Consider the following 16,288-nt stretch of genomic DNA (forward strand, 5'->3'; position numbering starts at 1 on the left):
GCGACCGGATCGCCCGCCGGTGACGGCGTGCGCGGTGACGCAAGGGTGATGGAACCACCGCCACCGCGCCTCCGTTGTGGCTCCAAGCCAAGGAGGCACTTTCATGACGACGATCACCACCGTGAACCCGGCGACGAACCAGACGATCGAGACCTACACCGTGATGACGAAGGATCAGGCCACCGCCAAGCTGGAGGCCTGTCACAAGGCGTTCCTCAAGTGGCGCGACCGGTCCCATGCGGATCGCGCGCCGGTCCTGACGGCCATTGCCGCGAAGCTGCGCGCACATGCGGATGACCTCGCCGACCTGATGACGCGCGAGACGGGCAAGCTCCTGCAAGATGGCAGGCAGGAGGTCGAGATCTGCGCCGCGATCTTCGACTATACCGCCAAGCACGGCCCCGACCTGCTGGCCGATGAGGAACGCACCCACGGCACCAGGGGCGCGCGCGGACTGGTCACCTATCAGCCGCTGGGCGTGATCTATTCGATCCAGCCGTGGAACTTTCCGCTGTATCAACCCGTGCGCGTGCTGGCGGCGAACCTGATGGCGGGCAACGGCTGCGTGCTGAAGCACGCCACCATCTGCACCGGCACGGGTCTGTACCTGCGCAAGCTGTGCATCCAGGCGGGCCTGCCTGCGGATCTGTTCCAGGTCATCATCATCGACCATGACACCAGCGACGCGTTGATCGAACATCCGCTGGTGCGCGGTGTCACCCTGACCGGCAGCGACGGGGCAGGGCGGCACGTGTCGGCCAAGGCCGCGGGCGCCCTGAAGAAGACGGTGATGGAGCTTGGGTCGAACGACGCCTACCTCGTGCTGGAGGATGCGGACATCGAGGTCGCGGTGAAATACTCCGTCATGGGACGGCTCTACAACAACGGACAGACCTGCGTTTCCGCCAAGCGGTTCATCGTGACGGACGCGGTGCACGATGCCTTCGTCGATGCCTATGTCGCGCAGATGCGCGAGATCACGATGGGCGACCCCACCGCGTCCGGGACGCAGCTTGGTCCGATGTCCAGCAAGGATCAGCGCGATACCGTCGCCAAGCAGGTCAGGGACAGCGTGGCCAAGGGGGCCCGCGTTCTGTGCGGGGGCGAGGTGCCGGATGGCACCGGCGCCTATTACCCGGCAACCGTCCTGACCGATCTGGCCCCCGGCATGCCCGCCTACGATGACGAGATCTTCGGCCCCGTCGCGTCGGTCATCCGGGCGCGTGACGACGAGGATGCGATGCGCCTCGCGAACGAAAGCCGCTACGGCCTTGGCGGGGGGATCTTCTCGAAGGACGAGGACCGCGCCGTCGCCCTTGCGCGCAACCATTTCGACACCGGCATGGTGCGCATCAATTCCTTCGGGGCGGCGGATCCGAACATGCCCTTCGGGGGCGTCAAGGATTCCGGCCATGGCCGCGAACACGGCGGTTTCGGCATGAAGGAGTTCGTGAACATCAAGGCGATCTTCCTGCCGTGATGACGGGGGGCCTGTGGGGGGGCAGGGACAGGCCCTTGCCCCCGTTTCCCCCGTGACACATGGCCGGGCACCCATGGGGCCCGGCCGATCAGGCCAGCAGATCGGTGTCCACCCCACCGACGCGCAGGGTGATGCTGTCCTCGGCCATGCCGTCGACCAGCGCCCAGATGATCTGACCGGTCGGGCGGTAGATGACGAAGGCTTCCTCGGTGCCGGCGTCCCCCGCGCTGGCGGTGAAGGCGCGGTTGATCTGGAAATCCGCCGCCGTGGCCGCACCGCCGAAGACCAGCACATCACCCTCGGTGGCCGAGTAATCCTGAATCCAGTCGCTGCCGTGGTCGCGGATCCCGAGGTGGAAGAAAAGATCCGCCCCGTCCCCCCCGTTCACCCGGTCCGACCCGAAGCCGCCGTTGACGAAATCCATGCCGTCGCCGCCAAAGATCTCATCCCCGAAGGCGCTGCCCGTCAGGGTGTCATTGCCGGTGCCGCCGATCACGGTATCGGCGCCGAAACCCCCGGCGATGTTGTCGTTGCCGGCGTCGCCGCGCAGCTCGTCGTTGCCATAGCCACCATCGATCGTGTCGTTGCCCGCGCCGCCGAACACGACGTCGCGCAGGTCGGTATCGCTGGTGCCGCCGATGATCAGGTCATCGCCGGTGCCCCCGGCGATCCGGTCGGCGCCATTCCCCCCGTTCAGCGTATCGTTCCCGTCGTCGCCGGACAGGACGTCATTGCCCTCGCCGCCCGACACGAGGTCGTTGCCTTCGTTGCCCGACAGGGTGTCATCCCCGTTCAGGCCGCTGATCGTGTCGTTGCCACCGTTCCCGGCCAGCACATCGGCCGCGAACGATCCCAGCAGCTGATCCGCCCCTTCGGTCGCCCCGGTGCCAAGGTCGAAATCGGGGCTGGCCCCGGTGGTGCCCGCACCGTCATCCCCGACGATCCGGATTTCCGACGTGATGGAGTTTTCGCCGTTGGCGAACAGCACGTTGGACGCATTGGTCAGTTCGAGGCCGAAGGTCTCATCCCCTTCGATGGCCGTATCGCCATAGACGGTGATCCCGATCACCCCGGAGGCCGCGCCCGCGGGAATCGTCAACTGGCCGGATCGTTCGTTGAAGTCGACATCCGCCGTCGCGGTGCCCGTGGCCACGGTCCGCCAGTCGATGACGACGTTTCCGCGGGCCGGTTCCGACAACAGGACGGGAACGTAGTGGATGTGCGAACTGCTGGACCCTTCGATCACGCTGATGGCGACAGGCGTGATGCTGACGGCGGCGGCGTCGGGGACGGGACCACGCACACCGGCGGCCGGGTCATCGACGCCCGCGGGCCGTGTCACCGTGCCGCCGTCGTCATCGATGATCGTGCCGCGCGCCACCAGCGCGGGCGCGTTGCCGACGAAGTTCGCGTTGGAGATACGATAGAGGAACAGCGAGAAATCCTCGTCCCCCTCCAGAACCGTATCGCCGTAGACATTGACGGTGATCCATGTGCTCTGCTGGCCCGCCGGGATGGTGACCGTTCCCGTCCGGTCGGCATAATCGCCGCTGCGATCCCCGGCGGTTCCGTCCATCGTGACATAGCTGAAGGTGACCGGCGCGGGCGCGGGGCGGTCCATCGTCACGAGGAAGCGCAGCGATTCGAAACTGTTGTCGCCCTCGATCAGAGAGGCATCGTGGACCTGCAGCACCGGCACGATGGGCGCCGTGGATTCGGGGCCCTCGATCCCGACGGCGGGGTTGCCGACGCCGCCGGGGCCGCTGACCGGGCCGATGTCGTCCTCGATGATCGCTACGCGCGCCTCCAACGCGGGCGCGTCGTTCTCGAAGCGGCCCCCCTGAATGCCTGCGAAGACGACCGAGAAATCCTCGTTCCCCTCCAGCAGCTGATCCCCGTAGACGTTGATGGTGACATAGGTGCTGGTGCTGCCGGCGGGCATGGTGAAGGTGCTCGTCCGTTCGGAGTAGTCGCCGGTGCGCGCGCCGGCGCTTCCGTCCTGGGTGTAATAGCTGACGGTGATGGGGCTGTTGCTGGGCTGATCCAGCGTCACCAGAAGGCGCGCGGCCTCGAACCCGCTGTCACCTTCGATGAAGCTGACGTCCTGCACCCGGAAGGTGGGCAGGGGGCTGGTCGATGCCGGTCCGCGGATCTCCTCTCCGGGGTCGCCGATACCGCCGGTCAGATCGCTGCGCCCGCTGTCGTCGTCGAGGATGGTCGCCGTGGCGGCAATGGCCTCGGCCCCGCCGGAGAACACGCCGTTGCGGACACCGGTAAGGACGACATCGAAGGTCTCGTCCGCCTCGGGGCCGGTCCCGCCGACGACGTTGACCGAGATATAGCTGGACTGCTGCCCGGCGGCGATCGTCAGGGTGCCGGACCGGTCGTAGATGTCGCCGGTCTGTTCCCCCGCAAGGCCGCTCTGCACGTGATAGGACACGGTGACGTCGGCGGTCGCGGGCCGGTCCAGCGTCACGAGGAAGCGCGCGGGTTCGAAGCTGCGGTCGCCTTCGATCACGGTGACATCGTGCAGCGTCACCGTCGGCAGGAACCCCGCCTCGGGCGTCGGGCCGAAGATGCCGGTCGCGGTGCCGAACACGCCGGTGCTTCCGGTCGGGATGCCGTCGTCATCGTCGAGGATGATCCCCGTTCCGACCAGCGCCGCCGCGCCCCCGGCCAGCGTGGCGTTGCCCGTGGCCTGCAGGACGACGTGAAAGGTCTCGTCCGCCTCGACGCCGGTGCCGCCATAGACGGTGACGGGGATGTCGACGCTGGTCGTGCCGGGCTGAATGGTGATGTCGCCCGTGCGTTCGTTGTAATCGCCCCGCGCCGCCGATGCGGTGCCGTCGGTGGTGTAATACCGAAAGCTGACGGGGGCCGAGGCCGCCTCGTCCAGCGTGACGCGGAACAACGCGGATTCGAAGCTGCGGTCGCCTTCGAGGATGCGGGTATTGCTTAGGGACAGAACGGGCATTTGCAGGGTCTCCGACAAGGGGATCAGCTTGCCTGAAAAATGGCGAGCAAAAGGAATTCATCAATCGCGGGCAAGGCGTGCCCCGGTGCGCGGAGGAAACCAAATTCCGCCCGCCCTGTCACCCCACACCCGGTCCGATCACGCCAAAAGATCCGTCTCGACCCCGCCTGCGCGCAAGATGATTTCATCCTGCCCCATCCCGTCGACGAGGGCCCAGATGATCTGGCCGGTCGGCCTGTAGATCACGAAGGCTTCGTCCACGCCGTCGGCACCCGCCTCGGCGGTATTCGCCCGGTTTATCTGGAACTGGGCGGCGGTGGCTGTGCCGCCAAAGACGAGGATATCGCCTTCGGCGGCCGAATAGTCCTGAATCCAGTCCGACCCGTGGCCGAGCACGCCGAGGTGATAGAACCGGTCCGCCCCGGCCCCCCCGTTCACCCGGTCCGATCCGAACCCGCCGTTGACGAAATCCATCCCGTCGCCGCCGAACATCAGGTCGGAGAAGGCGCTGCCGGTCAGGACGTCGTCGCCGCCGTTGCCGATGACCGTATCCACGCCGAAACCGCCTGCGATCGTGTCGTGGCCCTCGCCGCCGTTGAGGGCATCGTTGCCGTATCCGCCTTCTATGCTGTCGTTGCCCGCCCCGCCGAAGATGACGTCGCTCAGGTCGGCCTCCGAGGTGCCGCCGCGCAGCAGGTCATCGCCCGCCCCGCCGTCGAGGGTGTCCGCGCCGTCGCCCCCTTCCAGCGTGTCATCGCCCGCGAACCCGCGCAGCAGGTCGGCCCCGCCGAGGCCGCGGATCACGTCGGCCCCGTCCGTGCCGGGCAGGGTATCGGCCCCCTCGGTCCCCACCACCGCCGGCAGCCATGCGCCGTACCCATCCACGAGGTAGGCGCTTCCGTAGGACGGATCGCGGAAGTCGAGCACATCGGACAGCTGCGCCGACACCAGCAGCGTGCTGCCGTCGCCCGAGATGACGGGATCGGCGCCGTTGAAACGTGCGGGCAATGCGCCGTCCGCCGCGTCCGGCGCGATCCGGGTCAGGGCGCCGGTCTCCATGTCGCGCACGAAGACGTCCGGCTCCGTCGGAAAGGCGTCGTCCGGGGGATCGTCGGGCGTCAGACCGGGTACGGTCGTGGTGAAAGCGACGTAGCGCCCATCGTCGGACACCGAGAAGGGCAATTGGCCGTCATTCGCGAAATAGACGTAATCCACCGCGCCGGTGTCGATCTCGACCCGCACCAGACCGTCCTCGCGGTCGGTGAAGACGGGATTGGCGTAGAAGAACAGGTATCGTCCGTTGCCCGACAGCACGGGCGTCGAATTGGCGGCGCCGAGGGTGAAACCGGGGGCAATCTCCTCAAGGGTGGTCAGCGACCCGTCGCTGTGGTCGTAGATGACCTGCTCCTGAAACAGCCAGACCGCCACGCGGTCCCCATCATCCGAAATGGCGACGGGCCGGCGGTCGTTGTTGTTTCCGTAGGTCACATCGAACCCTGCGGCGCCAAGCATCGCGTCCAGATCCACCTGCGTGCCGTCCGCGATGTCGATCAGGGCGATCTCGTCGCCTGCGCGGATGACCGCGTGGTTGCCGTCACCCGAAAACGCGCCGAGCGTCACGCCGATGTTGCGGGCCACGCCTTCGGGCTGGATCAGGGTGTAATCGTCGGGCCCGCCGATCACGTAGACATCGACCGCGCCGTCCACGTCCGCCGCCACCAATGCCTCGCCCGTGGTCAATGCCACCCGGTCGCCCGCGTCGGAGGCAAAGCTGACGGCCGTGGTGGTGTTCTGACTGGCAAGGGACAGGACGGGCAGGACGGTCGCGAACGTCCCCTCCGACACGTCGTAGGAGACAATCTGGGCGCTCAACCCGCCCCGCACGGGCAGCTGCATCACGACAGTCTCGCCGTCCGTCGAGATCGCGTATTGCTCGGGCGTGGTGCCGACGCCTGCAAGGGTTTGCCAAGGAAAGGGGATCAATTGGGAAAGCATTTGCAATGTCCTCGAAAAAGGGAGCTGCCGTTACGTTAACCCATGTCACCCCATCAAGTCGAACTCCACCCCGCCTGCGCGCAGGGTGATGGCGGCCTCGCCCATGCCGTCGACCAGCGCCCAGATGATCTGCCCTGTCGGTCGGTAGATCACGAAGGCCTCGTCGGTTCCGGCATCCCCGGCGCTGGCGGTGTTGGCCTGGTTGATCTGGAACTGATCCGCCGTGGCCGCCCCGCCGAAGACGAGGACATCGCCATCGGCCGCCGAGTAGTCCTGAATCCAGTCGCTGCCGTGGTCGGCAATGCCGAGGTGGAAGAAGCTGTCGGCCCCCGCGCCGCCGTTGACCCGGTCGCTGCCAAAGCCGCCGTTGACGAAGTCCATGCCATCGCCGCCGAAGATCTCATCCCCGAAGGCACTGCCGGTCAGGGTATCATTGCCAGCGCCCCCGATCACGGTATCTGCGCCAAAGCCGCCGGCGATGTTGTCGTTGCCGGCATCGCCGCGCAGTTCGTCGTTGCCATACCCGCCGTCGATCGTGTCGTTGCCCGCGCCGCCATAGATCAGATCGCGCAGGTCGGCCGATGTGACACCACCCGTGATCACGTCGTCGCCCTCCCCGCCGATCAGGGTGTCATTGCCGTCGCCGCCGTTGATCGTGTCGTCCCCGGCAAGGCCGTCGATACGGTCGGCGCCCGGCCCGCCTTCCAGCAGGTCATCGCCCGATGACGGCATGGCGGGGCCTGCGGCTGCCGGTCGGTCCTCGAAGGTCACGACCTCTGTCTGTCCGAGAAGGAACGTCGTGCCATCGGGCGAGACGACCAGATCTTCGGTATCGAACCCATAGCCGGGACCGCCGGACGCGCGGCTGATCGTCTCCTCGGCCACGCGGCGGCCGGTCGCGTCGTAGGTTTGGATCACCATGTCGTTCGAGAACGCGGAATTGCCCTGCTGGCGGTTCTGGAAGGCCAGCGCGAAACCGCCCGCGTCCAGCGCATAGACCTGCGGTTTTTCCTGCACCTGCGCGCCGTCGGGCGTGACCTGCACCTCGGGCAGCGCGACGCTCAGGTCCGGGTTCAGGATCGACAGGAACACGCCGTTCTGCGGATCGCCGCTGCGATCCGCGGTGGCATAGCGTTCGCTGGTCCAGGCGACGGCGATGCGTCCATCGGCCAGCGTGGTCACCGACACCGCATCGACCGAGGATGTCAGGTCGGATGTGTTCGCGCGGTGCAGGTCCGACCCCACGCCCACCTTGGTCGACACCGCATCCAGATCGCTGTCGAACAGATGCACCTGCACGGGCGTGGCATCGAACGGGGCGCTGCGGCTCATGGTGGCCCAGACGACACCCCCGTCACCGGTTTCCGCGATGTCCTGCGAATAGGGGAAGATGCGATCGAGGAAACTGGTCGGGAACAGCGTGTCGGGCAGGAACGTCGTCTCGGACACCGCGCTCAGCCGTTCCGCACCATAGAGCATCTGTCCGCTTTCCAGCGTCAGCAGGCTGGCGCCGGTCTGGGGGAACAGGTGGAACTCGCGCGAGATGGTCTCGGGCAGCGGGGCAAAGCCGGGGGCGAAGTCGCGGGCATAGATGCTGCCGTCATCGCCGGTGGTGAAGGTATCCTCGTGGAAATAGACGCGGATGCCGCGGTCCTCGTCGATGGACTGGATCCCCATGACCTGAAGGCGCGCGCCCGCCTCGGTCGGCACCACGCGCAGGTCGGTGCCCTGAAGGGTGCCATCGGCCCCGGCGAAGGTCACGCGGATCGCGGGCGTGTCGAGCGTTGCGTCGAAGCGCCATGTGACGGTGCGTCCGTCAGGCAGGGTCAGCAGGTCGGACATCGGTGGGGCTCCTCTCCCTTGGGCGCGCCATGTCTTGCACGGGTCGGCGTCCGGACGAACCCCCCTGTTCAGGGGGCTGACGGAGCAATCGCAGGCAAGGCCCCGGCCCGTGCCCCCCGGCGGCCCGGACCCCGCGCCGCTTGGCAAGGGGGGCAACGGCCCCTACGCTTTGCCCGGCATTGTCAGCACGAGCGGGATTTCGATGGATCAGGCGACCCCCACCACGGCCCGTCCGGGCGGCGACTACAACGACATGCCCTACAGCTCGATGCCGCACCCGATGTCGCGCCCCGCGCATCTTGCGGCCGTGGCCCGCCTGTTCGGGCTGCACCCCACGCCATCCGACCGGGCGCGGGTTCTGGAACTGGGCTGCGCGGCCGGGGGCAACCTGATCCCGCTGGCGCAGGCCAATCCCCAGAGCCGCTACCTCGGCATCGACCTCACGCCGCGACAGGTCGACGACGGGCGGGCGCGGATCGCCGCGCTTGGCCTGACCAACGTGGACATCCGACAGGGGGATATCGGCGCGCTGGACCTGCGGGGGGAGACATTCGACTACGTCATCTGCCACGGCGTCTATTCATGGGTGCCCGACGCGGTGCAGACCGCCATCCTTGAGATCGCGGCACGATGCCTGACGCCGAACGGCATCGCCTATGTCAGCTACAACACCTATCCGGGCTGGAGCATGAAGGGCGTCGTCCGCGACCTGTGCATGTATCACGCCGGCACGGCGGGCACGCCGCAGCACCGGGTCGCGCGGGCACGCTGGGCGTTGCGGAAACTGGCCGACCTGTCACCCGAGACCAGCCTTCACGGGCAATTGCTGCGCAAGGAGGCAAAGCTGAACGCGGCCCTGCCCGACAGCTATATCCTCGGTGAATTCCTCGCCGAGGAAAACAAGCCCTGCTTCTTTCATACCTTCGCCAGACGGGCCCTGTCGCAGGGGCTGCATTTCCTGTCCGAGACGGACGTCGCCTCCTCCATCCCCGACCTGCTGGAACCGACGACCGCCGAGGCGGTGCGCGCCATCGCGGGGGGCGACGGGTTGGCAGTGGAACAATACATGGACTTCTTCACCGGACGGCAATTCCGGCGGTCCCTTCTGACCACCACGGGCGGGGACAGGTCGCTGGGACCGGCGGGGATGGCGGGCCTGCATGCGGTCTGCGACCTGCGGCACGATCCCGCGCGCGACGACGAGGCCCCGAACGGCGAGGCGTGGACATCGCCCGCAGGGACGCTGCGCGTCGATGCGCCGGACATGATCGGGATGCTGACGCGCCTGTCCGAAGCGGCGCCCGCGTCCCTTTCGGTCGAGGAGGCCGTCGGCGGGTCGATGTCCGGGCCGGCGGCGCGGCGGTTGTTCGGCCTCGTGCTCGGGGGGCATGTGCAACTGGCGGATGTGCCCCTGCGGGTCGGGCGGGGGCGGGAGGCGATGCCGACGGTCTGGCCCGTGGCGCGGGCCGAGCTGACCGACGGTCAGGGGTGGCTGACGTCGCTTCGCCACAGGACGGTGTCGCCAGATGATGGATCACGCCGGATCCTGCGCCTGATGGACGGCACGCGGGGTCGCGCGGACCTGCTCGATGCGATCATGGAGGAGTTGCGCCAAGGCACCCTGCGCGTGAACGGAATCGATACCCTTGCCATGGGCGCGGACCAGGCGGCCGCGGCCGTGCCGAGGATGGCGGAGGCCGTGCTGGAAAAGCTGCTTCGGTTTGCCGAAGGCGCCGCCTTGTTGGCCCCGCCCGCCGGAACGCCGCCCTGACGGGCCAAAACATTCGACAGACCCGACAGGGTGACGTAGCGTCCGGTTATTGATTAACGAAACAGGGGCGTGATGCCGGGTCACCACCGCCATGCCGAAGGGGCTTGTCATGACGGTATCTGCGTTTCTGAACATTGGCGGACTTACGGGCGATCGGACGGTCACGGACGGCGACGGCAACCTGATCGATGTCTTCGCCCTGTCCGATTTCGAATACGGCATCCAGACGAGCGTTGTTCCCACGGACGATGGCCTCGGCCTTTCGGCGGGCTATGCCCCGTTCGAATTCAGGATCGACACCGACAGCGTGGGCCCGCTTGCCAGTCTGCAGGCGCGTCTGACGGACGAGACCTCGCTGGATGCGACGCTGTTCCTGACGACGGCGGCGCCCGCCGGTCAGGTGATCATCCGCGAAATCGCGCTCACGGACTCCCGCATCGTCGATTACGTCAACCCGCCCGGCAATTTGCAGTTTACCGTCGCCCCCGCGCGGATCGGGATCGAATCCACGCCCCTCCGGCCCGATGGCACCCTTGACACGAAACAGGCCGTGACGATCGATGCCACCGCGGAGGCGGGCTTTACCGACATCAACGGCAATCAGCAATTCGCGACCGGGCTGGGATCCGGCGGGGGCAGGTTCATCCTGTCGATCGAGGATCGCGACGGGCCGTTGCAGGTCGAACTCCCCGGAACGAGCGTTCCGGTGGACGGGTTCGCGGTGTCGGACCTCACCCTGTCGCTGGCCAATGCCGAAGGCCCCGGCAACCTGCCGCTCCTGTCGCCGCTGATGGTGGATCTGGAAACGGACAGCAGCGGCACCGCCGCGGCCTTCTTCGCGAACGTGGAAGACGGGAAAAGCCTTGGCGGCATGAAGATCGTGGAACTGACGGGGGCGTCCGAGGCGCAGATCGGTCGAACGATCGATCTGACCGGCGAATTGGTCACCACCGCAGTCAGCATGACAGAAGGCGGGTCCCTGAGGGCCGCGTTCGACTATGGCCGTGTCGATACGCGGACGATCATCAGTCCGGAGGACGGCTCGGATGAGACGCAGATCGATTTCGGGGCCACGACGCAGACGGAGCCGCGGGGCGACCAGACCGCCGTCCTGATCAGCGAGGCCTTTCCGGATATCGACGTCACCGATCGTCCCGACCAGACGGAGCGCGCCGTCTTTCTGAAGATCGAGGGCATCGACGGGGATGCGCCGTCCGATTTCGTCGGCGAAAGCGGATGGTTCGACGCCACCGGCTTCGACTTCGCGATGTATGATCTTGCCGGCGGCATCGCCATATCGGAGCTGATCGTCGACCTGCCGGACCTCGATGGCCACGGGTCTGATCTTCTGGGCCTGCTGACCTCGGGCGCCGATATCGCCAGCGTAACGCTCAAGGCCTTCGATCAGGGGCTGGCCGAGGCGGACGCGGCGGAAACCGTGACCCTGACCGGGGCCACGATCAAAGGCTATTCCTTCGGCACGACCACCCAAAATCGGCTCGTCTTCGGCTTCGACGATATCAACGTCACGAGCAGCAAGCCGTCCGACGATGGCAAGACGGCCGAGACGACGTCGTTCGACACGAACGCCACGGATACGGATTTCCAACAGGTCGATGCGGCGTGGCAATCGGACCTGCGCGACGCGACGTCCGAGATAGCCGGTCAGATCTTTCTGGATCTCGACGGGGTCACGGGTGACAGCGCCTCCAAGGTCTTCAAGGGCCAGATCGACGTCGAAGCGGTGCAGTATCACGCCGATGTCGTCCAGCTGTCGGACGACGGCCCGGATGTCGTGGACCTTTCGGCGATAACCCTCGATCTGGAGGCGGGCGAACGCGGCATCACCGAATTGCGCAGCCTGGTCGGCACGGGAGAATTCAAAGACACCGGAAAAATCGTCATCACCCAGGATGGCACCAACGAGACCGTGATCCAGACCATCGACCTGTCGACCGTGAATGTCACCGATGTTACGGATCGGTCGGATGGCGGCGTGCGGGTTCTGCTGAACTTCCGGGACGTGGAGATCAAGCAGGCGGTCATCGGGACCGACGGTAAACTCGACACCGGGTCCACCGTCGCGATCGATCGGACCGCCACGCCCGACGACACGGATCTGGCATTTCTGAACCCGGCCGAGGGCGGCGGCGGCCCCCTGACCGGGCAGGCCGCAACCGGACGGGCGCTGGAGATGACGGGCACGCTCGATGCTCTGGGCAAGGCGGAAATCGACATCCTCGGATACGATCTGGATATGTCGAAGGATTTCGATGTCTCGATTGTCCCGCCGCGTGGTTCGACGCTCCCGTCCGTGTCGCCATTGACCATCGACCTCGCGCCCGGTGACGTCAGGAACCTGACATTCCTGTCGGCGCTGACCACCGGTGACACCCTCGGCGAGGCGGTCTTCACGGACATTCAGCAGACGGACGGGACCGGCGCGCCCACGCAGACCGTCGAATACGAACTGCAGGATGTCGCCGTTCTGGGATATACCGAAGGCCTTAATGATGTGACGCGTGTGTCCCTGGGATACAGCACATTGAAGATGACGGAGTTCACGCCCAACAGCTCCGGCGATCTTGTCGAGACGACGGCCACCACCTTCAGTAACCCCGCTTCCTCAAACCTAATTCCCTTCAATCTGGAGGGCCCATCGTCACCGCGTCCGACGGATCTTTCGGAAGACCTGAACATTTCCGCCTTCCTCAAGCTTCCGGGGTTGGAGGGATCCTCCGTGGTGTCGGGTTTCGAAGGTTTCGTGACGGTCGACGACTACGACATCGACATGGCCGACCTTGGCAGCCGCCCGGCCAGCGACGGGTCGCCGCAGGTCCTGCGCTCCATCACGTTGCAGATCGGCGCCGGAGAGCATTTCGTCGACCTTCTGACCGAAAGCGCCTTCGAGGGTGAACAATTCCCGACCGCCAACCTGACGCTGGCGCGCGCGTCCGCCGGCGGCCCGCTGCAGACGTTCCAGACCTTCGATCTGAGCAACGTCAGCATCCTCAGTCACGAGACCTCCCTTTCCGGCGGCACGCAGCTGGAACTCGGGTTCAGCCTGCTGTCGCTGGAGATGGTCGCCGTCGATCCGAGAACCGGCCAGCCGGTCGAGGAAGAGTTCGTCATCGACGTCGGCACCGACGACGTGACGCGCGGAACGGACGCCGATGACGACATCGACGGCGGTCGGGGCAATGACCTTCTGTCCGGCGAGGCGGGCGACGACACGCTGCGCGGCGGCGAAGGCGACGATTCCCTGAACGCCGCTTCGGGGGCGGGCGATGACCTCTATGACGGCGGATCGGGCGACCGCGACGTGATCACCTTCCGCTCCTCCTCTCTCGGGGTGGCGGTCGACCTGCTGGCCGGCACGGCAACGGGCCCCGAAATCGGGACCGACACGATCACCGGGGTCGAGGACGTGGTCGGCGGCAGCGGGTCCGACACCATCACCGGCGACGACGGCGCCAACATCCTGGACGGGGGCGCGGGCGGGCCCGACACCCTGATCGGCTTGGGCGGCAACGACACGCTGATCGCCGGGTCGGGCGGCGATCTGGACGGCGGCGAAGGGGTCGACACCTACCGCATCGCGGGCTCGGCCCTCGGCACGCAGGATTTCAACGTCTCGCTGAACCAGACCGACACCTTCGGGCACGCCCTGTCGGGGATCGAGAACATCGAGGCCGGGTCGGGCAACGATTTCATCGGCGGGGACGGCGCGTCCAACCGGCTTGATGGCGGGGGCGGCAACGACACCATCTTCGGCGGTTTCGGGGCCGCGGCGGATACGGTGATCGGTGGCGACGGCGACGACCTGTTCCAGATCGAGGGCGCGAATGTCGTGGGCGACGTGATCGTCGGGGGCACGGGCTTCGACCGTCTGCAGATGTTCGGCAGCGGCGATGCCATCTATGATTTCCGCGACGACGACGTCACCGGGGTCGAAGGCGCGTTCGTGCAGCACGGCACCGAAGGCACCGTCACCATCGGCTTTGCCCAATCCCAGATCGAGGGGCTGTCGGCCCTGTCGATCGCGGGCGACATCGGCACCACCGTGGTCGACGTGATCGTCGGCATGGACACCGGCGCGCTCGACCTGTCGGGCATCGCCTACAACGGCTTTGCCGCGGCCACCTCGGCCGGCCTGACGGTGACCGGGCGGGCGGGCGACGACCTGATCCGCGGCGGCGACGTCGATGCCGTCCTGATCGGGCTGGACGGGGCCGACACGCTGACCGGCGGGGCCCTGTCTGACAGGTTGATCGGCGGCACCGGGGACGACGTCCTGATCGGCGGCGCGGGCGAGGACGTGGCCGTCATCGCGGCCGCCTTCGGCGATGTGACGGTCGCCACCACCGCCGGCGGCATCATCGTCACCTCGGCCGATGGTGCGGACACCATCGACGAAAGCATCGAAACCCTGGAATTCACCGACGGGATCCGAAGCTTCGCGGAGACGGCGGCAATCACGCCGCTGACACCGACCGATGGCCCGGACGAGCTGATCGGAACGGACGGGCCCGACCGGATCGACGGGTTGGGCGGCGACGACACGATCATCGGCGATCAGGGGGACGACACCCTGATCGGCAGCGACGGGGACGACAGCCTGCTTGGCGTGTTCGACGACGATTCCCTTCTGGGCGGGGCAGGCATCGACACCCTGCGCGGCAACGTCGGCAACGACACCCTGATCGGCGGCGCGGATGGCGACCTGATGGCGGGGGACGCGGGCGATGACCTCTATATCATCGGTGCCGCGGACGGCAGCAGGATCCGCGACGGGATCGATGGCCGGCTCGGGCCGGATGCGGCCATCGACATCGTGGCCGAGGATTCGGATGGCGGTGCCGATACCGTGCGGTTCGACGGCCTGACATCCGCGAACCTGTCCGTGTTCTACGACGAGACGACGCAGGCGATCGGCTGGGCCGACGGCACCACCCTCACCAGCGCGACCTTCATCCAGCACAGCCTGACGGGGATCGACCTTTGGGACCGGGTCGAAAGGATCGAACTGTCCGACGGCACCTTCATGACCGAGGCGACGGGCCTGACCGTCTCGGGGTCCTCGCGCGGAACGCTTCTGCTCGGGACGCGTGCCGACGACGTCCTGACAGGGCTCGGCGGCGCGGATGAGATGCGCGGCGGGGCGGGCGACGACACCCTGATTGCCGGGCGCAACGACGATACCATCTTCGGTGGGGCGGGTGACGATACCCTGTTCATCGACGCCCTGCTTGCCGAGATGACGATCGTCGATTTCGGCGGCAGCTTCTCCCTTATCGGTCCCGACGGCAACGACCTCGTCGAAGGGGTGGAGGTCTTCCGCTTTACCGACGCCACGATCACCGCCGATGCTTTGATCGGGCGCACCCTGATCGGGACGGAGGCAGGCGACACCCTCGCCGGCGAGGCAGGCGCCGACACCATCGAGGGACGGGGGGGCGACGACGTGCTGACGGGCGCCTTCGGCGATGACGTCCTGTCCGGCGAGGCGGGCAACGACCGGATCGACGGCGGCCTCGGCGGTGACGTGATCCGTGGCGGCGATGGCAACGACACCCTGATCGGGGGCGGGGGCGACGACCGGATCATCGGCGGCGACAGCGATGCCGACCTGCGCGACCTGGTCTTCGGTGGCGATGGCAACGACACCATCGACGGCGGCGCGGGCAACGATGAACTGCGCGGCGATGCGGGCGACGATTCCGTCGGGGGGGGCTTCGGCGCGGACACGGTCATCGGCGGCACCGGCGACGACACCCTGACCAGCGGCGCCTTCGGGGATGTCATCTTCGGCGGCGACGGGATCGATTTCATCAACGGCGGCTTCGGCAGTGACCGCCTCAACGGCGGCGAAGGCGCGGACCGCTTCTTCCACCTCGGCATCTTCGACCACGGCAGCGATTTCATCCAGGATTACAGCGCCGCCGACGGCGACATCCTGATCTTCGGCGGTGCGGCCACGGCAGCGGACTTCCAGATCAACGCCGCCAACACGACCAACGCAGGCGCCGACGACGTGGACGAAGCCTTCGTCATCTATCGCCCGACCGGCCAGATCATCTGGGCGCTCGTCGATGGCATGGACGAAGACAGCATCACCCTGCGCGTCGGCGGGGTGGAGGCGGATTTGTTGACTTGAGGGCTGCCGCGTATAAAATTCAATTTTGGGGTTCAGGGGAAAATCTGACCAGCACGCATTTTTGATACA

General features: G+C 66.9%; 6 protein-coding genes. 3 read left to right on the forward strand and 3 right to left on the reverse strand.

Annotated features, from left to right (window positions below):
* Positions 1-103 precede the first annotated feature (103 nt).
* Complete coding sequence (locus tag V6N07_RS16965; protein WP_371157973.1) at positions 104-1,480, forward strand: NAD-dependent succinate-semialdehyde dehydrogenase; 1,377 nt, start codon at positions 104-106, stop codon at positions 1,478-1,480.
* An 88-nt stretch (positions 1,481-1,568) separates the two neighbouring features.
* On the opposite strand, the gene V6N07_RS16970 is transcribed toward V6N07_RS16965, so the two are convergent.
* The 3 genes from V6N07_RS16970 to V6N07_RS16980 all read right to left on the reverse strand — a co-directional run bounded on the left by V6N07_RS16970 (position 1,569) and on the right by V6N07_RS16980 (position 8,291).
* Entirely contained in the window at positions 1,569-4,454 is a 2,886-nt protein-coding gene (locus V6N07_RS16970; protein WP_371157975.1) for a Calx-beta domain-containing protein, read from the reverse strand.
* A 138-nt stretch (positions 4,455-4,592) separates the two neighbouring features.
* Positions 4,593-6,449, reverse strand: coding sequence for a hypothetical protein (locus V6N07_RS16975; RefSeq protein WP_371157977.1), 1,857 nt, complete (start codon positions 6,447-6,449; stop codon positions 4,593-4,595).
* 45 nt (positions 6,450-6,494) lie between these two features.
* Entirely contained in the window at positions 6,495-8,291 is a 1,797-nt protein-coding gene (locus V6N07_RS16980) for a calcium-binding protein (protein WP_371157979.1), read from the reverse strand.
* A 202-nt stretch (positions 8,292-8,493) separates the two neighbouring features.
* Between V6N07_RS16980 and V6N07_RS16985 the strand changes: the two genes are divergently transcribed.
* Positions 8,494-10,062 (forward strand): methyltransferase domain-containing protein, encoded by a 1,569-nt coding sequence (locus V6N07_RS16985; protein ID WP_371157981.1) that lies wholly within the window; start codon positions 8,494-8,496, stop codon positions 10,060-10,062.
* Positions 10,063-10,171: 109 nt separating this feature from the next.
* Positions 10,172-16,219: a hypothetical protein gene (locus V6N07_RS16990; RefSeq protein ID WP_371157983.1), complete on the forward strand. Its 6,048-nt coding sequence runs from the start codon at positions 10,172-10,174 to the stop codon at positions 16,217-16,219.
* The last annotated feature ends 69 nt before the right edge of the window (positions 16,220-16,288 follow it).

The organism is Jannaschia sp. 2305UL9-9 (assembly GCF_041403465.1).
Lineage (GTDB): Bacteria > Pseudomonadota > Alphaproteobacteria > Rhodobacterales > Rhodobacteraceae > Jannaschia.